Origin of the sequence: Amycolatopsis sp. NBC_00348, assembly GCF_036114655.1 — a bacterium.
Lineage (GTDB): Bacteria > Actinomycetota > Actinomycetes > Mycobacteriales > Pseudonocardiaceae > Amycolatopsis.
In genome coordinates, this window is sequence record NZ_CP107994.1 from 9,829,389 (window position 1) to 9,848,419 (window position 19,031).

The following is a 19,031-nucleotide window of genomic DNA, read 5'->3' on the forward strand; positions in this document are numbered from 1 at the left end:
TCGTTCCGTACAATAGCAGAGCGGAACGATCCGTTCCAGTGCTACCCTCAGGTCATGTCCGAGAGCGCTCCGTCCGAGACCGCACTGCCCGGCCGCCGCGGCCAGGCCGCCCGCAACGACGTCGTGATCCTCGACGCCGCCCGTGACGTCTTCCTGCTGGATCCGAAGGCGCCGGTCTCGGCCGTCGCCGAGCGCGCCGGCGTCGGCATCAGTGCCCTCTATCGGCGGTACCCGAGCAAGGAGCTGCTGCTCTGCCGGCTCTGCCACGACGGCCTCCGCCGGTTCATCTCCGAGGCCGAGGTCTCGGTCGAGGAGCCGGACGCCTGGACGGCCCTCACCGGCTTCCTCGGCCGGGTGGTCGACGCCGACGTGCACTCGCTGACCACGCACCTGGCGGGCACGTTCACGCCGACCCGGGAGATGGGCCTCGACGCCCAGCGCGCGAACGAGCTGGCCGCCGGGCTCGTCGCCCGCGCGCACGAGAGCGGGCGCCTGCGCCGTGACGCCGTCACCGAAGACGTCGGCATGATCCTCGAGTGCTGCGCGGCGATCCGCGTCGACGACCCGGTGCGCACCAGTGAGCTGCGGCAGCGGTACCTCGCGCTGCTCCTGGAAGGGCTGGCGGCGGGTGACGGCCCGGACCTGCCGGGTCCACCGCCGCGCCCGGGTGAGATGAACGGCCGCTGGCGTCAGTCCTGACGGCGGTTCCGGGGCGCCGCCGGATGGAGGTAACGAATTGTGGGGACGCGACGACTGAACAGCAGCATCTGTCAGAGCGGCATTCCTCGACTGAACGGCGAGAACACCACTATGCGAAGAAGCTGGCGACGGACAACGATTCTGTCTTCGGTGGCCGCTTTGGCCACCGCGTTCATCGCGATGGCGCCCGCCGCGGACGCGGCCCCGCCCTCCAGTTCTGTCGAAGTCAGTCCCACAACGGTACTGCCGGGGCAGACATTCACCGTCTCGGAAACCATTTACAACGACCGCGATTTCACGGTGACGTTCGCGAAGGCGGCCATTTACGGCTCGCCGACCGCCATCACCGACGTCGCGGACCTCGTCTCCTGCACCGGCGTGACGGACCTGGGCTGCTTCCAGGCCGGCAGCAGCTACCGCGCGCCCTTCGGCGACCTCGAAGCCGGTGGCACCCGGACCGCGGTGTTCACGTTGCGCGCCAAGGAAACGATCACGCCGGGCCAGTTCACGCTGCAGCACCAGTTCGTCGGCGACAACTACGCCTTCGAGACCCTCGACGGCCCGGTCGTCACCATCGGTGAGGCGTCGAACATCGCCGACGTCAAGGTCGCGCTCGCCGCGACCGGCCACGGCGGCCTGAACGCGCGCATCGACTACACGCTGACCGTGACGAACACCGGCCCGTCGGCCGCGTCCGGGATCCGGGTCGTCGCAACGTATGCGTCGGGTCTTTCGTACGCGAGCTCGACCGGGTGCGCCCACGTGGGCACCACCCGGACGCTGAACTGCGACGTCGCCTCGCTGGCCTCCGGCGCGTCCACGACCGCGAAGTTCTCGGTCAACGGCGGCCTGCTGGCCCTCGGCTCCTACACCACCACGGTGCAGAAGACCACGAGCGCGCCGACCGACCCCACCAGCGCCAACGACAGCGCGTCGAAGACGTGCTCGGCGCTCACCGGGCTCATCGTGACCTGCTGAAGGTTCACGTGAGATGAGCCGGGCCCGTGTCCTCCGCCAGGGACGCGGGCCCGGTTCGCGTTCAGCCCGCGGCCGACGTGTAGAGCTGCTGGATGTCGTCGTCGAAATAGGCGCTGTAGGAGACGTCCGGGGTGTCGCCGCCGAGCTGGTAACCGCCGATCACGCCGACGACCACGCCGTTCGTCACCCACGGCCCGCCGCTGGTCCCGTCCGGAAAACCGGGGCACGCGATCCGTTGCTGATAAGTGTCGGAACGGGTCGTCTCGCCGCTGCAGACGACCGGGGAATCGGTCGTGTCGGGGTAGCCCGTAAGAGTGATTTCGTGGTCGAATCCCTGATCGATTCCGAGGGTGTTCGCGCCGGTCAGGCTTTCCAGGGAAGCGGTGTTCCCGGCCTGGTGAACGGTCAGGAAAGCGAAGTCGAGATCCGGATCCGCGGCCGACGTCCAGCCGGCCGCGACGGCCACGTCCGTCACGGTCCACATTCCGAGCGGCGCGACGCCGTCGTGATAACCGGGCGCGAAGGCCATCCCGTCCTTGACGCAGTGCGCGGCGGTCAGCACGAGATCACCGGCGCCGGAGTGCACGACGCTGGCGCTGCAGAAGTGGCTCCCGTTCGCGAACAGCGCGCCGACCGGTGAGGTGGTCGCGGGCGCCGCGGCTTCAGGTATGGACATGGGTGCGAGGGCAGGCGTGCTGACCGGGGCGGCCGCGGCGTAGGCGTCGTCGGCGGTCGAGTTCGCGCCGAGAGCGACGCCGGTCCCCAGGACCAGCGTCGACGCCGCCGCGAGGACCGCGGTCCGGAGGAAACTGTTCGCCACCGATCCAGATCACCACAGCCGCGCCGGACCGGCATCTCGCGGAGCCGGATCCACAGCGTTCTCACAGCGGTTCACACCCCGCACCCAGGAATCCACTGTGGACGATCCGGCCGCGGCGGCCGGGCTCGGGCAGGTCCTAACTGAGGTCCTTGGGGAGCAGCACGGTCGCCGGGTCGGTGGCGTCCGGGCCGGTGACGGTCTTGGGGCGGCGGTCGCGGAAGAGCCAGCCGCCGATGATGCCGCCCGCGAAGCCGAACATGTGGCCCTGCCAGCTGACCTGCTCGTCGGACGGCAGCAACGACGAGAACTGGTAGGCGAAGCACAACGCCATCACCAGGCCGATCACGATGTCGATCGGGTGGCGGTCGAACAGGCCGCGCACGATGATGTAGCCGAAGTAGCCGAACACCAGGCCGCTGGCGCCGGCGGTGACCGCGGTCGACGGGGAGATGAACCAGACGCCCAGGCCGCTCGCGATGATGATCAGCACGCTCACGCCCAGCCACTTCTTCACCCCGCGATAAGCGGCGAGGAAACCGAAGACGAACAGCGGGCCGGAGTTGGCCTCGATGTGGTCCCAGCCGAAGTGGAAGAACGGCGCGCTGAAGATCTCCGGCAGCGACGCGGGGTCGCGTGCTTCGATGCCGAACTCGTGGCTCAGGCCGTTGTCGTCGAGGGCGTTGACGATCTGCAGCACCCACATCACGGCCAGCAGGCCCACCATCACCCACAAAGCCCTTTTGGCCTCGGCGATCATCGCCTCGGCGTTGCTCTGCGGCGTGCCCTCGCTGGTCGTGCTCACTTCGTCCCCCATGGTCGGTTGCGCTGGGCCCGAGAATAACCGGGGCACGGCCCGGATCCGGCATTCCGGACCGAGTCGTGACTCCGGCCGTGGTGCTCAGTCCGCGCGCAGGCGCCACAGCGACGTGACTTCCGACGCGCGGGCCCGGTGCAGCGGGTCGTCGGGGTCGGCCGCGCGGGGATGCTGTGGTGCCGTGTCGGTCCGGCCCGCGACGTCGAGGCCGGCCGCGTCGATCCAGCCGAGCAGCTCGCCGCGGGTGCGCAGGCCGAGGTGTTCGGCCAGGTCGGACAGCACGAGCCACGCCTCACCGCCCGGCGTCAGGTGCCGGCGCAGCCGGTCGAGGAAGCCGCGCAGCATCCGGCTGCCCGGGTCGTACACGGCGTGGTCGAGCGACGTCCGGGGCCGCCCCGGCAGCCACGGCGGGTTGCACACCACCAGCGAAGCCCGGCCGGGTGGGAACAGGTCCGCGCACACGACTTCGGTGCGCGCGGAGAACCCCAGCCGGGCCAGGTTGTCCGCCGCGCACGCGACGGCCCGGCGCTCGGCGTCCGTCGCGACCACCCGCGCCACCCCGCGGTGGGCGAGCACGGCGGCGAGCACGCCGGTCCCGGTGCCGACGTCGAACGCGACATCCGTGGCGGGCAACGGCGTTTCCGCGACCAGCCGGACGTACTCCTGGCGCACCGGCGCGAAAACGCCGTAGTACGGGTGGATCCGCGCGCCGAGCGCGGGGACGGCGATCCCGGTCCGGCGCCACCCGGCCGCGCCGAGGACGCCGAGCAGCTCCCGCAGCGGGACCGCGGCCGCGACTTCGAGCGTGCCGTAGACGCCGGTGCACGCCTCCCGGACGTCCGGCGCCCGGCGCAGCGGGACGACGTGCCCGGGGTCCAGGGGCACGTACAGCAGCGAGAGCAGCCGCGCCCGGTGCGCGCGGTGCGCCCGGTGGGCCGGGTAGTCGTCCGTCGGCGGGGGCGGGAGCCGCCGGGACACGGCGTCGAGGAGCTGCCGCGCGGCCGGGTAGCCGCCGCTCCAGAGCAGGGCGACGCCGGCGGAGAAGCTGCGCAGTGCCGCGTCCGCCGAGAGCGCTTCGTCGGCGGGAACGGCAGGGACGTCGGAGCGGGAGGGCGGGGCGAAGAGCATGCGGCCGGGTTCGCCGGGCATGACGAGGTGAGGCACGGAATTCCGTTCTGCTGCGGCCGCGCGCGTGGCGGAGTGCCCGCGCGCGGCGCGGGGTGAGGGGTTCGGGACTGCCGGAGCAGCCGGAACTAGCTCAAGACAGCAGCATGAACGGGGGTCGTCACCGGGCGAGCGTACCGCCGCGATCCACAGGATTCGTAAGAACTCGGCGGCTGATCTTCCGGGTGCCATGGCGTACAAAGGACGACAGAGGTGATGCCGGATGACGCCCTCGGTGGTGCGGCACGAAACGCGGCGCCGGTGGGCGGTGGTCGCCGCGGTGACCCTTGTCCTCGTGTCGGTGCCCGCCGTCGTCGCCGCCCTGCCGTCCGCGGGGGAGTCGATCGACCCGGCGCGCCTGCGCACGCTGGTGCTGGCCTCCGCCGGCCGGCCGTACCAGGGGTACGCCGAGAGCTCCGGCTCGCTCGCCCTGCCGGAGCTGCCGAACCTCGCCGACGTCGCCGCGCTCTTCGCCGGGACGACGCGGATGCGCGCCTGGTACGCCGGGCCCGACCGCTACCGCGTCGACACCCTCGGCACCGCGGGCGAGCACGACGTCTACCGGCTGCCCGACGGCGAGTACACCTGGGACTACGGCACCAACACGCTGACCGAGCTGATCGGCGAACCGAGCGTCCGGCTGCCGCGAGCAGGGGATCTGCTGCCGCCGGAGCTCGCGCGGCGGGTCCTGCAGGCGGCGAAGAACGACTCGGTGAGCACGCTGCCCGCGCGGCGCGTCGCCGACGTCGACGCGTCCGGGCTGCGACTGGTCCCGGCCGACCCGGACACCACGATCGGTCAGGTGGACCTGTGGGCCGACCCGGCGACCGGGCTGCCGGTTCGCGTCGAGGTCACCGCGCGGGGCCAGCAGGCACCGATCCTCAGCACCGCGTTCCAGCAGGTCGAGCAGACGACGCCGGTGGTCGAGGCGCCGCGGCCGGTGCTCGGCTCCGGCTTCTCCGTCACGAGCGCCCCGGACGTCACCGACGCCCTCGGGGCGCTGGGCCAGGCCGTGCTGCCGAACACGCTCGGCGGGCGGCCGGTGGCGTCGTCGAACTTCGGCGGGGTCACCGGCGCCGCGCTCTACGGCACCGGGCTGGCGGCCTTCGCCGTCATCGCCGTGCCGCGCAACGTCGGGAACGCCGCGAGCGACGCGGCCGGGAAGGCAGGCGGTGTGGAGGTCAAGCTGACGGCCGGGAGCGTGGTGCAGCTGTCGCTCACGCCGTTGTCGCTGGCGATCGTGCGGTCGTCGTTCTCCCGGCGCTCGTACCTGCTGGCCGGGACGGTGACGCCGGACGTGCTGCGCACGGTCGCGGACGAGCTGTCGCGGCTGCGCCGGAGCGGCCGATGATCGTCACCCGCGGCCTGACCAAGCGCTACGGCCGGGTGCTCGCCGTCGACGCCGTCGACCTGGACGTGCGCGAAGGCGACCGCTACGGCTTCCTCGGCCCGAACGGCTCGGGCAAGACCACGCTGGTCCGGATGCTGCTCGGGCTCGTCTACGCGACCAGCGGCGAGATCGAGGTCCTCGGGAAGCCGGTGCCGAAACGGGTCGCCGAGGTGCTGCCGGAGGTCGGCGCGCTCGTCGAGGGCCCGGCCGCCTACCCGCACCTGTCCGGCCGCCGGAACCTCTCGCTGCTCGACGCCGCCGGGCGCGGCGGCGGCCGGCGCACCCGGCGGCGTCGCATCGACGACGCCCTGGAGCAGGTCGGGCTGGGCGCGGTCGACCAGCGGCCGATCAAGGCGTACTCGCTGGGCATGCGGCAGCGGCTCGGGCTGGCCGGCGCGCTGTTGCGCAAGCCGCGGCTGCTGATCCTCGACGAGCCGACCAACGGCCTCGACCCGCAGGGCATCAAGGAGATCCGCGAGCTGCTGGTCGAGCTGAACGCGGGCGGGACCACGGTGTTCCTGTCGAGTCACCTGCTGGCCGAGGTCGAGCAGCTGTGCACCCGCGTCGGCGTCGTCGACCGCGGCCGGCTGGTGCTGGAGGAAGACTTGACGTCGCTGCGCGCGCTGACCGGCCGGGTGCTCGTCGGCACGCCGGACCCGGCCGCGGCCGCCGCGGTCCTCGACGGGCAGCTCGAGTCCCGCGACGGTGACCGGCTGGTGATCCGGCACGAAGACCCGGCGGCGCTGAACGCGATGCTCGTCCAGGCCGGCGTGCGCGTGTCGTCCATCGACGCCGAGCGGCGGACCCTCGAACAGGTGGTCCTCGAGTTCACCGGCCCCGGCTCGGACCGCTTCGGGGAGGTGGCGGCCGGATGATCGGCGTCGAGCTGCGGAAACTCGTGCTGCGGCCGCGGATCTGGGTCAGCATCCTGCTGCTCTGCCTGCTGCCCGCGATCGTCGGGATCTTCCTGGCGACGGCCGACTTCGCGCCGCCGCCCGGGCAGGGCGGGGCGTTCCTGTCGGCCGTGGTGAACGACGGCGCGCTCTACCCGGCGGCCGCGCTCGCCCTGGTGCTGCCGCTGTTCCTGCCGATCGCGGTCGCCGTCGTCGCGGGTGACGCGATCGCGGGCGAGGCGTCCGGCGGCACCCTGCGGTACCTGCTGGTGCGCCCGGTCGGCCGGACGCGCCTGCTCAGCGCCAAGATGGTCGCCATCGCCGTCTACGTCACCGCGGCGATCGTGATCGTGGTGCTGACGTCGCTGGTGCTCGGCGTGATCCTGTTCGGCACCGGCGGCAACCCCGGCGTCGCGGGTCCCGGCGGGCAGCCCGCCGGGGTGACGTCGTTGTCGGGGCAGTCGCTCAGCTCGTCCGGGCTGGGCCTGCGGCTGCTCGGCGCGGTGTCCTACATCGTGGTGTCGATGCTGGGGTTCGCCGCGATCACGATGTTCCTCTCGACGGTCACCGTCTCCTCGCTCGGCGCCGCGCTGGGCGGGCTGGCCGTGCTGATCACCAGCTCGGTGCTGGAGACGCTGGACGCGGCCGCGTCGGTGAAGCCGTACCTGCCGACGCACTACTGGCTGTCGTGGATCGACTTCTTCCGCGATCCCGTGCTGTGGCGCAACATCGACCACGGCCTGCTGCTGCAGGCCGGCTACATCGTGGTGTTCTTCGGCGCGGCCTGGGCGAACTTCGCGACCAAGGACGTCACGAGCTGAGGCACTCCGCGGGCGCTTCCAGCGGCGTGGTGCCCAGCGCCTGCAGCACCAGCTCCGTGACGGCGGGATCGGTGGGCAGGTCGCCGTGGCCGGCCTGGTTGCCGGGGCAGACCTGCTGCAGCGCCACGTTGACCGCGCCGTCCACCTGGGCCGAGTCCGGTGGGGTGACCGTCTCGTCGCGCTCGGTCCACACCGACAGCCACGGCAGGGTCGACGGGATCGGGTCCTTCGCCATCTCCTGCAGCAGCGCGCTGCCCGGTGCCAGCTGGACGCACGCCGTCGGGCAGGCACCCGGCACGAGCGCGCCGCCCGCCGCGGCCAGGCCGGTGCCGTGCATGGGCGCGCCGAGCGTCACCACCCGGCGGGCCTGGTGCTCGCCGCCCTCGCGGCCGACCCACAGCCGCGCCACGACGCCGCCCGCGGAGTAGCCGACGACGTCCACCGAGGGCGCGCCGGCCGCGTACGCGCGTTCGACCGCCGCCGAGAGCACGGCGACCTGTTCGAGCAGGTCACCGGTGCCGTCGCCGGCCAGGGTGAGCACCTCGGTGGTGCGTCCGGTGGTCTGCCGGATGTGCGCGGCCAGCTCGTTGAGCGCGCCCTGGCCGCCGCCGTAACCGGGCACGAGCAGCACCGGGCCCGGCTTGTCCTGGTCGGGTGTCCCGGCCTGCGGCGCGGCGCTGGTACCGGAGGTGACGACGACCGCCGCGACGACCACGGCCACCACGACGACCGCCACGCCGCTCAGCATCAGGCGCCGTCGCGGGCTGATGCCGCGCCACCAAGCCGTGATCCGCATACCTCCATCATGCACGCGCGAGACCGATCAGGAATCGAGAAGCGCAGGTCATCGCCCCGGTCGTAGCGTCGGTGGCACAGAAGACGACAACGAGGAGTGACCATGAGCACCCAGGGGATCAAGACCGTGCTGCACCCCGTCTCCGACCTGGAGAAGGCCAAGGCCGTCTACACCGCGCTGCTCGGCGCCGAGCCGACCGCCGACTCGGCCTACTACGTCGGCTACGACGTCGAGGGCCAGCACATCGGGCTGGTGCCGGGTGGCGCCGCACCGGGCACCGGCCCGGTGAGCTACTGGCACGTCGACGACATCGAGGCGAAGCTCGCCGAGGTCACCGCGGCCGGCGGCACCGTGAAGGACGCCCCGAAGGACGTCGGCGGCGGCCGGCTGGTGGCCACCTTCGCCGACGCCGACGGCAACGTTCTGGGTGTGCTGCAGGACAGCTGACCTGGTTGGATCGCTCTCAGGCCCGCCCGGACAAGATGGAGACACGATGAGCAAGGCCAGCCACGAAGCCGACAGCCACGACCTGATCCGGGTGCACGGCGCGCGCGTCAACAACCTCAAGGACGTCACGGTCGAGCTGCCGAAGCGCCGGCTGACCGTGTTCACCGGGGTCTCCGGTTCGGGCAAGAGCTCGCTGGTGTTCGGCACGATCGCCGCGGAGTCGCAGCGGCTGATCAACGAGACCTACAGCGCGTTCGTGCAGGGGTTCATGCCGACGCTGGCGCGCCCCGACGTCGACGTCCTCGACGGGCTGACGACGGCGATCATCGTCGACCAGGAACGGATGGGCAGCGACCCGCGCTCCACGGTCGGCACGGCGACCGACGCCAACGCGATGCTGCGGATCCTGTTCAGCCGGCTCGGGAAGCCGTACATCGGCTCGCCCCAGGCGTTCTCCTTCAACGTCGCGTCGATCAGCGGCGCCGGTGCGGTCACCCTCGAGAAGGGCGGCCGCACCACGAAGGAGCGTCGCAGCTTCAGCGTCCTCGGCGGCATGTGCCCGCGGTGCGAGGGCCGGGGCGCGGTCAACGACATGGACCTCACCCAGCTCTACGACGAGACGAAGTCGATCAACGAGGGCGCGATCACCATCCCCGGCTACAGCATGGAGGGCTGGCACGGCCGCATCTTCCGCGGCTGCGGCTTCTTCGACGCGGACAAGCCGATCAAGAAGTTCACCAAGCGCCAGCTCGACGACCTGCTCTACAAGGAGCCGACCAAGATCAAGGTCGAGGGCATCAACCTGACGTACACGGGCCTGGTGCCGTCGATCCAGAAGTCGATGCTCGCCAAGGACGTCGACGCGATGCAGCCGCACATCCGCGCGTTCGTGGAGCGGGCGGTCACGTTCACCACCTGCCCGGAGTGCGACGGCACGCGGCTGAGCCCGGAGGCCCGGTCGTCGAAGATCGGGAAGGTGAACATCGCGGACGCGTGCGCGATGCAGATCAGCGACCTGGCCGGCTGGGTCCGCGGCCTGAAGGCACCGTCGGTGGCGCCGCTGCTGGAAGCGCTGGGCCACACGCTCGACTCGTTCGTCGAGATCGGCCTCGGTTACCTCTCGCTGGATCGGCCGTCGGGCACGCTCTCGGGCGGCGAGGCGCAGCGGACCAAGATGATCCGGCACCTCGGGTCGTCGCTCACCGACGTCACCTACGTCTTCGACGAGCCGACGATCGGGCTGCACCCGCACGACATCCAGCGGATGAACGAACTGCTGCTGCAGCTGCGGAACAAGGGCAACACGGTGCTCGTCGTGGAGCACAAGCCGGAGGCGATCGCGATCGCCGACCACGTCGTCGACCTCGGGCCCAAGGCCGGTTCGGAAGGCGGCGAGGTCGTCTTCGAGGGCACCGTCGCGGGACTGCGGAAGAGCGACACGATGACCGGCCGTCACCTCGACGACCGGGCCAAGCTCAAGGACGAAGTGCGGAAGCCCGAAGGGGCGCTGGAGGTCCGGGGCGCGTCGACGCACAACCTGCGTGACGTCGACGTCGACATCCCGCTCGGCGTGCTCGCCGTCATCACCGGCGTGGCGGGGTCCGGGAAGTCGTCGCTGATCCACGGTTCGGTCGCGGGCGCCGAGGGCGTCGTCTCGATCGACCAGGGCGCGATCCGCGGCTCGCGGCGCAGCAACCCGGCGACCTACACCGGGCTGCTCGAGCCGATCCGCAAGGCTTTCGCGAAGGAGAACGGCGTCAAGCCGGCGTTGTTCAGCGCCAACTCCGAAGGCGCCTGCCCGAACTGCAACGGCGCCGGCGTGATCTACAGCGACCTGGGCATGATGGCCGGCGTCGCGACGCCGTGCGAAGTGTGCGAGGGCAAGCGGTTCCAGGCCGAGGTGCTGGACTACAAGTTCGGCGGCAAGGACATCAGCGAGGTCCTGTCGATGTCGGTGGCCGCGGCGACGGAGTTCTTCAGCGGCAAGCTGCCCGCGGCGCACAAGATCCTCGAGCGGCTCGGCGACGTCGGCCTCGGTTACCTGACCCTGGGCCAGCCGCTCACGACGTTGTCCGGCGGTGAGCGGCAGCGGATCAAGCTGGCCACGCACCTGGGTTCCGCGGGTGACGTCTACGTCCTGGACGAGCCGACCACCGGCCTGCACCTGGCCGATGTCGAGAACCTGCTCGGCCTGCTCGACCGGCTGGTGGACTCGGGCAAGTCGGTGATCGTGATCGAGCACCACCAGGCCGTGATGGCCCACGCGGACTGGCTGATCGACCTCGGCCCCGGCGCCGGCCACGACGGCGGCACGGTCGTCTTCGAAGGCACCCCGCGGGAGCTGGTGGAGGCGCGGTCCACGCTGACCGGCGAGCACCTGGCGGCCTACGTCGGGTCTTGACGTCCTGCCGCGGCTTGTCGTGAGTGGTTAGGGCGGTTCTAACCGCCCTAACCACTCACGAGGGCTGGGGCGTCCTCAGTTGAAGGGGTCCAGCGTGAGGTAGGCCGTCGCCGGGTTGCCGTCGTTGACCAGGGACTCGTAGTTGCCGACGTCGTCGAAGGCGAACGCGTACGCCTTGCCGTCCGCCATCTGCGCGTGGATCTTGCGCGCGTAGTGGTTCGTGACGCTGTCCAGGTAGAAGCCCGCCGAGCTGGTGTCCGGCTGGTTGGCGTTCGTCAGCAGCGTCGAGCGGTTGAAGCCCGCGCAGAGCGTGCGCGAGATCTGCCCGCGGACGTCGTTCGGGGCGTCGAGGTTCTTGTAGCAGCCGAAGATGCTGTCGGAGTCCGGCTTCTGGAACGCCGTCACGAACCCGCCCGAGGTGTTCGTGAAGTTCATGACGTTGCCCGAGACGCGGCCGGTGTACTTCACGCTCGGCTGGTCCGCGACCGGCGTCACCGTCAGCGCCGACGAGCTGTACTTCGTCCAGACGCGGTTGATGTAGTCCTGCAGCACGGTCGCGGGCAGCGCGCCGGCCTCGATGCCGTGGCTCGGCGCCAGCGCGCGCAGCACCGTGCCGTCCGAGCGGGTCCGGATCAGGTTCGCCCAGCCGCCGGGCTGGCCGCGCAGTGCGGTGTAGAAACCGTTGTAGCCGCCCGCTTTCAGGTGCCCGGTGGTCTTCGTCGTGCCGCCGGTCGGCTGCACGCCGACCGCGTACGGCGCGGAGAACATGTCCACCTGGGTGCTGTTGATCCAGAGGCCGGCGTCGTTGAGCGTGTACTCCGACCAGTTGAACAGGATGTTGACGTTCGGGTCGGAGGGGTTCTGCACCGCGGGCTGCACCAGGCCGCCGGTCGTCAGCTTGAACACCAGCTTCTGCCCGTAGGAGAAGTAGATCCGGCCGGAGAACTTCGGGATCCGGATGGTGCTCGAGCCGCCGTTCGCGGGCCCGGGGATCGACGCGTCGGGCGCCGGGGTGGGCGGGTTGCCGCCGGCCGGCCAGGCGTGGAACGTGCCGTTGGCGTCGGCCCAGCCCTGCTGTCCGGTCGCCAGGTTCGTGCCCAGGTCGTAGACGTAGACCTGATCACCGCGACCGGAGTTGTTGGTGATCTTCAACGGGATGGTGGCCGGGACCGCGTCGGCGGCCGGGGCGACGGCGGTCGTGAGCCCGGCGGCGACGGCGAGCGTCGCGGCCAGAGCGGAAAACCGCCGTCGGAAGGGGGATCTCGGACGCACGGGGCGCCTCCTCGTCGAGGCCGGTGATCACGAGTTGTTCAGACCACTTCAGAGTCGGTGGCACGCGGAGACGTTGTCAAAGGCTGATAATTATTAGCAGCCGTCCGGCCCAGCGTCCGTCGCTGAGCGGTCACGACGGCGGCGAGCACGACCGCGCCGCCGAGCAGCTGCCACCCGCCGAGACGTTGGCCGAGCACGAGCCAGCCGAGCAGAGTCGCGACCACCGGGCTGAGCAGCCCGAGGAACGTCACGTGCGTCGGCGACAACGCGCGGATCCCGCGGAACCACAGCGTGTACGCCAGCGCGGCGCCGATCAGCGCGAGGTAGCCGTAACCCGCGTAGTTCGCCGCGGACAGCGTCGACGGCGGCGGCCCTTCGACGGCGAGCGCGAGCGGCACGAGCACCAGCCCGCCCGCGACGAGCTGCCAGCCCGTGGTCGCCAGCAGGGGAGCGGGCGACGTCCAGCGCTTGCTCAGCACGACGCCGGTGGCCATCACGACCGCGCCGCCGACCGCCGCGGCGACACCGAGCGCGTCGAGCCGGGCGTCCGACCGCAGCACGAGCAGGCTGACGCCGGCGACGCCCGCGACGCCGGCGAGCAGCGTGCGCCGGGTCAGCCGTTCGCCGAGCAGGCCGGTGGACAGGCCCGCGACGAGCAGCGGCTGCAGGGCGCCGAGGGTTGCGGCGACGCCGCCGGGCAGCCGGTAGGCGGCGACGAACAGCAGCGCGAAGAACGCGCCGATGTTCAGGGTGCCGAGCACGAGCGATCGCCACCACCAGCTGCCGCGGGGCAGCTGCCGGGTGAGCGCGACCAGCAGGAGCCCGGCGGGCAGCGCCCGGACGACGGCGGCCAGCAGCGGCCGGCCGGGCGGGAGCAGCTCGGTCGTGACCAGGTAGGTGGAGCCCCAGATGACCGGGGCGAGGGCGGTGACCACCAGAAGTCGATTGTTGAGCACTAAGGCAATATAGCTCAGCGCTAAGGTAAATCGCTACCGCTCACTTACCGCTAAGACATCGGTTACGCTGGGCCGATGGCCGACCACGTGGACCGGGTGCTGGAGCAGTGGCACGCCGAACGTCCCGACCTCGACGTCTCCCCGATGGCCGTGATCGGCCGGCTGTCCCGGCTGGGTGTGCTGGTCGACGCCGAGCTGCGGCGGACCTTCGCCCGGCACGGCCTGGACCACGCGACCTTCGACGTCCTGGCGACCCTGCGCCGCACCGGCCCGCCGTACCGGCTGACGCCGACGGAGCTGATGCGCTCGGCGATGGTCACCTCCGGCGCGATCACCCAGCGCCTCGACAAGCTGGAAGCGCGGGGCTTGGTCCGCCGCACGCCCGACGAAGCCGACGGCCGGGGTGTGCGGGTCGAGCTGACCGACGCCGGCGGTGAGCTGATCGATCGCGCGCTGCCGGATCACGTCGCGACGGAACACCGCGTCCTCGCTGCGCTCGAAGACGACGAGCGGGAGGACTTGGCGGAGATGCTGCGGAAGCTCCTCGAAAGCCTCGGGCCCGCTTAGGAGATCCGGCGGACCGGCTCGGCGCCCAGCAGGTAGTCCAGGTCGATGCGGCCGCCCGCGGCGGCGATCACCGCGTCGACCGCGAGGTCCACGTCGAGCTTGAGGCCGTGCTGGTCGGCGTACGCGCGCATCAGGTTGCCGATGTGGCGCTCCGGGTTGGTCCACGTCGGCCAGCGCAGCGACGCCTGGGTCGCCAGCTTCGAGAAGTCCCGGCTGCGCGCGGTCGCGTCCAGGAGCCACTCCAGGTAGACGCGCATCGCGTGCACGGCGCTGTGGCCCGGGTTCGCGACCGGCCCGTGGCCGGGCACGAGCGTCCGCGGGCGGAACGTGTCCTGCAGCCAGTCGAGCGCGTCGAGCCAGCCCGGGATCGAGCCGTGCACCGCCATCGGCGTGCTGCCGATGAACACCAGGTCGCCGGTGAACAGCGTGCCCGAGCGCGGTTCGTGCACCACCAGGTCACCGGCGGTGTGCGCGGTGCCCGGCACGGCCACGACGTCGGCGGCCGCGCCCCCGAGGTCGAGCCGCTTCCAGCCCATGACGGGGTGGACCGCAGCGGGCTCCGGCGGCTCCAGCACGCCCCACTGGGTGCAGGTGAAGACGTTGCCGTAGGTCTGCGGCCCGGCCTTGACGACCTCGACGCTCGCGGGCGCGGCGAGCACGGTCCCGCCGTCGCGCAGCGCGACCCCGACACCGTTGTGGTGCTCACCGTGCGCGTGCGTGACGACCACGGTGAGTTGCTGCGCGCTTTCGGGCGCGTACTTGCGGACGTCGCGGACCAGTTCCAAAGTGGCCTGCTCGGTGCCGCACGTGTCGATCAACACGACGCCTTCGCTGCCCTGGATCCAGCCACTGTTGGCGACGAACCATTCGTCCGGGCTCTTCACGTACGCCACGACCCCCGGGCGCGCGTGCCGGAGCGGGACGATGTTCGCGGTAACGGCCGGCATTGCTTTCCCTCCCTGAGCGAAGCCGTAACGGCCCGGCTTCGCAGCGTGTCGGTCTCCCACGTGAGCGGGTTCTGACCGGCGTTGCGCTTAACGACGAGGGCGCGGCCAGGTTGCGCGCTTTCCGCCGGGATTTCGACGAGTTCCCGACGACTTCTCGGCGGGTTCTCGGTAAGGACGGAAACCGGCAGGTCAATCCGCATTCTGCCAGTTTCCGTCCGAATGGGAACCTCTTCGCGAGAAAATCACGGAAAGATCAGGCCGGCACCTGCCACCGCTGGTTCGCCGTCGCCGCGCAGGTCCGGATCTGCAGCCGGGTGCCGTCGGCCGACGAGCCGCCCGTCGCGTCGAGGCACTTGCCCGACTGCGGGTTCAGCAGCGTGCCGTCGGAGCGGGCCTGCCACGTCTGCGCCCCGGTGCCGTTGCAGTCCCAGAGCTGCGTGAGCGTGCCGTCCGCGGTGCCGCTCGACGCGACGTCCAGGCACTTGCCGAGCGCCCGCAGCGTCCCGCTCTGCGACGTCCAGCGCTGCGCGCCCGTGCCGTTGCAGGTCCACAGCTGGATCGCCGTGCCGTTGGCGGTGTTCGACGCGCTGACGTCGACGCACTTGCCGCCGATCCCGGTGATCGCGCCCGCCGGGCCGGCGGTGCCGCTGGTGATCAGGTACGCGCTGTTCGCGACGTTCCAGTGGGTCGCCAGGTAGCTGCCGGCCGGCGGGTTGGTGGTGAAGTAGTCGTCGCCGCCGCAGTCGATCTGGTTCTCCGGCGCGCCGGGGCAGACCTTCACCAGGCCGCCCGGCGGGTTCGGGATGCCGCCGTCGTCGTAACACATGATGTCCTCGTCGTCCCAGCAATGGCCGTACGGCGTCGAGTGCGGCGCGCTGCCCTGGACGGCGCCGAGCGTGTGCAGCAGTTCGTGGCCGGTCGCCTGCCACGTCCAGCAGCCGGTGCCGACCGTCGCGTAGTGCGGGCCGGCGTTGTACGGGTTGCTCGCGCCCGGGCTGTCGTTGCCGCCGTTGCCGAACGCCAGGCCGCAGCCGTCCTTGTCGTACCAGACGATGTACTTGCGGTCGGCGCGGTTGTAGCCCTGTGCCTTGATCGCGTTGGTGATCGTGTCGACGGTGGCCATGTCGGCCTGCGCGATCGTCACGTTCGCGACGGTGGCGCGGCAGCTCGTGTCGGTGACGTACCGCAGGTGCCGGACGCCGCCGCCGAGCCGGCCCGCGGCCTCGACGAAGGCGTCGTCGATCTGGCTCGCGAACGTCTGGAACTGGGCGGCGAACTGCGAATACCGGTCGGTCTGCCCATTTCCGCGGACGTAGAGCGCCTGAACGCGCTTTCCGCTGGTGCCGTCGCCGTCGCAGACGGTCGACAGCGGCGCCGCGGCGGTGGCCGCCGGCGTCCGGAGGTGATCGGGGAGCTGTTCGGTGCCGTCGTTGCCGGCGGCCCCGGCCGATGGCAGCAACGCGGTGGCGAACACGAAGGCGGTGCTGAGTGCGGCGAGGCGCCAGGTTCTTGCGGTCACGAGGATTCCGCCTTCCCGATGCGGCAGTGGACGAGAAGTACGCAGGCGGTCTAGACCACTCGGAATGATAGAAGCGGGCCCGATGGCTGTCACTGACAAGAACGGACAGCTTGGGGTGAACCGGTCACCGATCGACGCTGGCCGGCCCGGCGGACCCGGTCCGCTGAGCGGTACGGGTCTTGACAGTCGATCTAGACGGTCCATACTGGTATATACCTTTATGGGAGGGTCCGGGGATTTCACACCGGGATACGTAAAGAGGGCTTCGCGCGCTCGGGGCCGACGGGAGGTCTGAGGGGTCCTGCCGTCGGCCCGCGCGAGGCTGTTTTCTCGGTCACACGCGCTTCCCGGTCACCCGCGGCCGGTCACCCGGAGTATTGACTTCACTACTGCGACGAACCAGGATGTCTCCTGCCATCTGGGAGGAGAAACATGGCGGGGGCGCACGTTCGCATCGACAACCGGCTGGTCCACGGGCAGGTCACCGTCGCCTGGACCCGTCGTCTCGGCGTGCGCCGGCTGCTCGTCTGCAACGACGACGTCGCCGCCGACGACCTGCAGCGGATGCTGCTCCCGCAGGCCGCGCGCGGCCTGCCCACCGAGGTGCTCTCGGTGGCCGACACGCTGCTCGCGCCCGCCGCCGCCGACGTGATGATCATCGCCAAGCACCCCGAAGACGTCTTCCGCCTCGTCGAGGGCGGGCTGCGGCCCGAGGTCGTCAACGTCGGCAACGCCGCGCCCCGCCCCGGCGACGGCTACACCATGGTCACCCGCTCGATCGCGGTCACCGCGGACGAGGCCGCCGGCTACCGGAAGCTGGCCGCGGCCGGCGTCCCGCTCGTCACCCAGCTCATGCCCCAGGACAAACCCGCCGACTTCGTCGCGCTGCTCGATCGAAAGGGGCTGTGAGCCCGGCATGCTCGTCGCGCTGGCCTTGACCGTCTGGGCCGTCTACTGCACCTACGACGGGCTCGGCCCGTTCCTCATCTACGCCCAGCGCCCGCTGATCGCCGGTTCGGTCGCCGGCCTGATCACCGGCAACCCGCTGCTCGGCCTGCTGATCGGCGCGACGCTGGAGCTGGCCGCGCTCGGTGTCTACACCTACGGCGGCGCGACGATCCCGGACTACCAGACCGGCGCGATCGTCGGCACCGCGCTGGCCGCGGGCGCCGCCGGGGGCACGTCCGCGCAGGTCGCGGTCGGTCTCGGTGTGGGGCTGCCGGCGGCGGTCCTGCTCTCCGCGCTGGACCCCGTCGGCAAGATGGTGACCACCGGGCTGGTGCACCGCGCCGACGCCTACGCCGCCGACGGCAACGCGCGCGGGATGGCGATGATCCACTGGGTCAGTCTCATCCCGTGGGTCGCGGTGCGCGCCATCCCGACGTTCCTCGCCGCGCTCGCCGCGTCCGGCGGGCTGGTCAAGGACATCACGGCGGGCATCCCCACCGGCTTCGTGAACGGCATGACGCTGGCCGGCTCGCTGCTGCCCGCGGTCGGGTTCGCGCTGCTGCTCGGCATGATGGAGCTGCGGAAGTACTGGTACCTGCTGCTCATCGGCTTCGTCGCGTTCGCCTACCTGCACCTGCCGGTGCTGGGCGTCGCGCTGGTCGGCGTCGCGGTGGCCATGCTGTTCGTGACGTTCAAGCGCGAAGAGCCGGCGGCCGTGCCGGAGACCGCTTCGGAAGCCGAAGAGTCCACTGTGGACCCTCGGCTGACGAAGCAGGATCTGCGCCGCGCCTACCGCCGGTACTTCTGGTCGAGCCAGATCTCCTGGAACTACGAGCGGATGCAGGCGCTCGGCTTCGCGTACTCGATGGAACCGGTGCTGCGCCGGCTCTACCCGGACAAAGCCGACTACGCCGCCGGGCTGCAGCGGCACATGCAGTTCTTCAACACCTCTGTGCTCGTCGGCGGGCCGCTGATCCTCGGCTCCGCCGTCGCGCTCGAGGAAGCGGGCACACCGACTTCCGCGACCAGCACCAAGGTCGCGTTGATGGGCCCGCTCGCCGGCATCGGCGACACCCTCGTTTTCGCGCTGTACAACAGCATCATCTTCACGATGGGCGCGTCGTGGGCGCTGCAGGGCAACTGGCTCGGCCCGGCGTTCGCCGCCGTCATGGTGCTCGTGCCCTACGCGCTCATCCGGCGGTGGCAGTTCGGGTTCGCGTACCGTGAAGGGAAGCGGCTGGCCGGGCACCTCGCGGCCGGCGCGCTGGCCCGCGTCGCGCAGGGTGCGACGGTGCTCGGGTTCGTGGTGCTCGGCGGGTTCATCCCGTCGATCGTCAAGGTCGTCACCACGCTGACCTACCGGCAGACCACCACCGTGCAGGGGCAGGCGGTGACGCAGGCGGTGGCGATCCAGGACCGGCTCGACGAGCTGGTGCCGTTCCTGCTGCCGGTGCTGGTCACGGCGGGGGTGTACCTGCTCGCGGCGAAGGCCCGGATGCGGCCGATCTGGATCATCGCGGTCGTCATGGTCGTCGGCGTCGCACTGGGGTGGCTCGGCTGGTTCGCACCCGCCGGGCCTGCGAAGAGTTAGGAGCCCGT

General features: G+C 71.2%; 19 protein-coding genes. 10 read left to right on the plus strand and 9 right to left on the minus strand.

What is annotated here, in order from left to right:
* The first annotated feature begins 54 nt into the window (after positions 1–54).
* Positions 55–699: a TetR/AcrR family transcriptional regulator gene (locus OHS58_RS44415; RefSeq protein WP_328646262.1), complete on the plus strand. Its 645-nt coding sequence runs from the start codon at positions 55–57 to the stop codon at positions 697–699.
* A 71-nt stretch (positions 700–770) separates the two neighbouring features.
* Here OHS58_RS44415 and OHS58_RS44420 read toward each other — a convergent pair whose 3' ends face one another.
* Positions 771–977, minus strand: coding sequence for a hypothetical protein (locus OHS58_RS44420; protein ID WP_247064529.1), 207 nt, complete (start codon positions 975–977; stop codon positions 771–773).
* On the opposite strand from OHS58_RS44420, the gene OHS58_RS44425 reads away from it, so the two are divergent.
* Positions 880–1,677 carry a hypothetical protein gene (locus OHS58_RS44425; RefSeq protein ID WP_326951787.1) on the plus strand — a complete coding sequence of 266 codons (798 nt, stop codon included), beginning with the start codon at positions 880–882 and terminating at the stop codon, positions 1,675–1,677. The genes OHS58_RS44420 and OHS58_RS44425 overlap by 98 nt on opposite strands.
* 61 nt (positions 1,678–1,738) lie before the next feature.
* Here OHS58_RS44425 and OHS58_RS44430 read toward each other — a convergent pair whose 3' ends face one another.
* The 3 genes from OHS58_RS44430 to OHS58_RS44440 all read right to left on the minus strand — a co-directional run bounded on the left by OHS58_RS44430 (position 1,739) and on the right by OHS58_RS44440 (position 4,439).
* A complete protein-coding gene (locus OHS58_RS44430; protein ID WP_328646263.1) occupies positions 1,739–2,497 on the minus strand; it encodes a serine protease in 759 nt (252 codons plus the stop codon).
* Positions 2,498–2,633: 136 nt separating this feature from the next.
* On the minus strand, positions 2,634–3,254 hold the full coding sequence (locus tag OHS58_RS44435) for a rhomboid family intramembrane serine protease (RefSeq protein WP_328649958.1): 621 nt from the start codon (positions 3,252–3,254) through the stop codon (positions 2,634–2,636).
* A gap of 141 nt (positions 3,255–3,395) precedes the next feature.
* Positions 3,396–4,439 carry a class I SAM-dependent methyltransferase gene (locus OHS58_RS44440; protein WP_328649959.1) on the minus strand — a complete coding sequence of 348 codons (1,044 nt, stop codon included), beginning with the start codon at positions 4,437–4,439 and terminating at the stop codon, positions 3,396–3,398.
* A gap of 259 nt (positions 4,440–4,698) precedes the next feature.
* On the opposite strand from OHS58_RS44440, the gene OHS58_RS44445 reads away from it, so the two are divergent.
* Genes OHS58_RS44445 through OHS58_RS44455 form a run of 3 tightly spaced genes read left to right on the plus strand, consistent with a single transcriptional unit; the run spans position 4,699 to position 7,579 of the window.
* Entirely contained in the window at positions 4,699–5,826 is a 1,128-nt protein-coding gene (locus OHS58_RS44445) for a hypothetical protein (protein WP_328646264.1), read from the plus strand.
* Positions 5,823–6,740, plus strand: coding sequence for an ABC transporter ATP-binding protein (locus OHS58_RS44450; protein WP_326955655.1), 918 nt, complete (start codon positions 5,823–5,825; stop codon positions 6,738–6,740). The genes OHS58_RS44445 and OHS58_RS44450 overlap by 4 nt, the downstream gene beginning before the upstream one ends.
* Positions 6,737–7,579 carry an ABC transporter permease gene (locus OHS58_RS44455; RefSeq protein ID WP_328646265.1) on the plus strand — a complete coding sequence of 281 codons (843 nt, stop codon included), beginning with the start codon at positions 6,737–6,739 and terminating at the stop codon, positions 7,577–7,579. Before OHS58_RS44450 ends, OHS58_RS44455 begins: the two co-directional genes overlap by 4 nt.
* Here OHS58_RS44455 and OHS58_RS44460 read toward each other — a convergent pair.
* Positions 7,569–8,375, minus strand: a complete 807-nt coding sequence (locus OHS58_RS44460) for a PGAP1-like alpha/beta domain-containing protein (RefSeq protein WP_326946568.1) — start codon at positions 8,373–8,375, stop codon at positions 7,569–7,571. The genes OHS58_RS44455 and OHS58_RS44460 overlap by 11 nt on opposite strands.
* 102 nt (positions 8,376–8,477) lie before the next feature.
* Between OHS58_RS44460 and OHS58_RS44465 the strand changes: the two genes are divergently transcribed.
* Both OHS58_RS44465 and OHS58_RS44470 read left to right on the plus strand, forming a co-directional pair.
* The gene (locus OHS58_RS44465) at positions 8,478–8,822 is read left to right on the plus strand and encodes a VOC family protein (protein WP_326946569.1); all 345 of its coding nucleotides are present in this window, start codon (positions 8,478–8,480) and stop codon (positions 8,820–8,822) included.
* Between the two features lie 46 nt (positions 8,823–8,868).
* Complete coding sequence (locus tag OHS58_RS44470; RefSeq protein ID WP_328646266.1) at positions 8,869–11,223, plus strand: excinuclease ABC subunit UvrA; 2,355 nt, start codon at positions 8,869–8,871, stop codon at positions 11,221–11,223.
* Between the two features lie 75 nt (positions 11,224–11,298).
* Here the strand turns inward: OHS58_RS44470 and OHS58_RS44475 are convergent, their stop codons facing one another.
* Together OHS58_RS44475 and OHS58_RS44480 are read right to left on the minus strand one after the other, a co-directional pair.
* Positions 11,299–12,495 carry a glycoside hydrolase family 64 protein gene (locus OHS58_RS44475; RefSeq protein WP_328646267.1) on the minus strand — a complete coding sequence of 399 codons (1,197 nt, stop codon included), beginning with the start codon at positions 12,493–12,495 and terminating at the stop codon, positions 11,299–11,301.
* 38 nt (positions 12,496–12,533) lie between these two features.
* Positions 12,534–13,451, minus strand: coding sequence for an EamA family transporter (locus OHS58_RS44480; RefSeq protein ID WP_326946572.1), 918 nt, complete (start codon positions 13,449–13,451; stop codon positions 12,534–12,536).
* Between the two features lie 75 nt (positions 13,452–13,526).
* Between OHS58_RS44480 and OHS58_RS44485 the strand changes: the two genes are divergently transcribed.
* Entirely contained in the window at positions 13,527–14,018 is a 492-nt protein-coding gene (locus OHS58_RS44485) for a MarR family winged helix-turn-helix transcriptional regulator (protein ID WP_328646268.1), read from the plus strand.
* On the opposite strand, the gene OHS58_RS44490 is transcribed toward OHS58_RS44485, so the two are convergent.
* On the minus strand, positions 14,015–14,965 hold the full coding sequence (locus tag OHS58_RS44490; protein ID WP_326955647.1) for an MBL fold metallo-hydrolase: 951 nt from the start codon (positions 14,963–14,965) through the stop codon (positions 14,015–14,017). The genes OHS58_RS44485 and OHS58_RS44490 overlap by 4 nt on opposite strands.
* Before the next feature lie 253 nt (positions 14,966–15,218).
* Positions 15,219–16,484 carry a ricin-type beta-trefoil lectin domain protein gene (locus OHS58_RS44495; protein ID WP_328646269.1) on the minus strand — a complete coding sequence of 422 codons (1,266 nt, stop codon included), beginning with the start codon at positions 16,482–16,484 and terminating at the stop codon, positions 15,219–15,221.
* 432 nt (positions 16,485–16,916) lie between these two features.
* Here OHS58_RS44495 and OHS58_RS44500 point away from each other — a divergent pair, with 432 nt between their 5' ends.
* Together OHS58_RS44500 and OHS58_RS44505 are read left to right on the plus strand one after the other, a co-directional pair.
* Complete coding sequence (locus tag OHS58_RS44500) at positions 16,917–17,393, plus strand: PTS system mannose/fructose/N-acetylgalactosamine-transporter subunit IIB (RefSeq protein ID WP_326955645.1); 477 nt, start codon at positions 16,917–16,919, stop codon at positions 17,391–17,393.
* A gap of 7 nt (positions 17,394–17,400) precedes the next feature.
* Positions 17,401–19,023, plus strand: a complete 1,623-nt coding sequence (locus tag OHS58_RS44505; protein ID WP_328646270.1) for a PTS system mannose/fructose/sorbose family transporter subunit IID — start codon at positions 17,401–17,403, stop codon at positions 19,021–19,023.
* Positions 19,024–19,031: the final 8 nt, after the last annotated feature.

What these genes read in the sequence shown, in the direction of transcription:
- OHS58_RS44415 (WP_328646262.1), top strand. Translation starts at nt 55, where the DNA reads ATGTCCGAGAGCGCTCCGTCCGAGACCGCACTGCCCGGCCGCCGCGGC.
- OHS58_RS44470 (WP_328646266.1), top strand. Translation starts at nt 8,869, where the DNA reads ATGAGCAAGGCCAGCCACGAAGCCGACAGCCACGACCTGATCCGGGTG.
- OHS58_RS44505 (WP_328646270.1), top strand. Translation starts at nt 17,401, where the DNA reads ATGCTCGTCGCGCTGGCCTTGACCGTCTGGGCCGTCTACTGCACCTAC.
- OHS58_RS44455 (WP_328646265.1), top strand. Translation starts at nt 6,737, where the DNA reads ATGATCGGCGTCGAGCTGCGGAAACTCGTGCTGCGGCCGCGGATCTGG.
- OHS58_RS44490 (WP_326955647.1), bottom strand. Translation starts at nt 14,965, where the DNA reads ATGCCGGCCGTTACCGCGAACATCGTCCCGCTCCGGCACGCGCGCCCG.
- OHS58_RS44445 (WP_328646264.1), top strand. Translation starts at nt 4,699, where the DNA reads ATGACGCCCTCGGTGGTGCGGCACGAAACGCGGCGCCGGTGGGCGGTG.
- OHS58_RS44450 (WP_326955655.1), top strand. Translation starts at nt 5,823, where the DNA reads ATGATCGTCACCCGCGGCCTGACCAAGCGCTACGGCCGGGTGCTCGCC.
- OHS58_RS44460 (WP_326946568.1), bottom strand. Translation starts at nt 8,375, where the DNA reads ATGCGGATCACGGCTTGGTGGCGCGGCATCAGCCCGCGACGGCGCCTG.
- OHS58_RS44420 (WP_247064529.1), bottom strand. Translation starts at nt 977, where the DNA reads ATGGTTTCCGAGACGGTGAATGTCTGCCCCGGCAGTACCGTTGTGGGA.
- OHS58_RS44435 (WP_328649958.1), bottom strand. Translation starts at nt 3,254, where the DNA reads ATGATCGCCGAGGCCAAAAGGGCTTTGTGGGTGATGGTGGGCCTGCTG.
- OHS58_RS44440 (WP_328649959.1), bottom strand. Translation starts at nt 4,439, where the DNA reads ATGCTCTTCGCCCCGCCCTCCCGCTCCGACGTCCCTGCCGTTCCCGCC.
- OHS58_RS44485 (WP_328646268.1), top strand. Translation starts at nt 13,527, where the DNA reads ATGGCCGACCACGTGGACCGGGTGCTGGAGCAGTGGCACGCCGAACGT.
- OHS58_RS44500 (WP_326955645.1), top strand. Translation starts at nt 16,917, where the DNA reads ATGGCGGGGGCGCACGTTCGCATCGACAACCGGCTGGTCCACGGGCAG.
- OHS58_RS44465 (WP_326946569.1), top strand. Translation starts at nt 8,478, where the DNA reads ATGAGCACCCAGGGGATCAAGACCGTGCTGCACCCCGTCTCCGACCTG.
- OHS58_RS44425 (WP_326951787.1), top strand. Translation starts at nt 880, where the DNA reads ATGGCGCCCGCCGCGGACGCGGCCCCGCCCTCCAGTTCTGTCGAAGTC.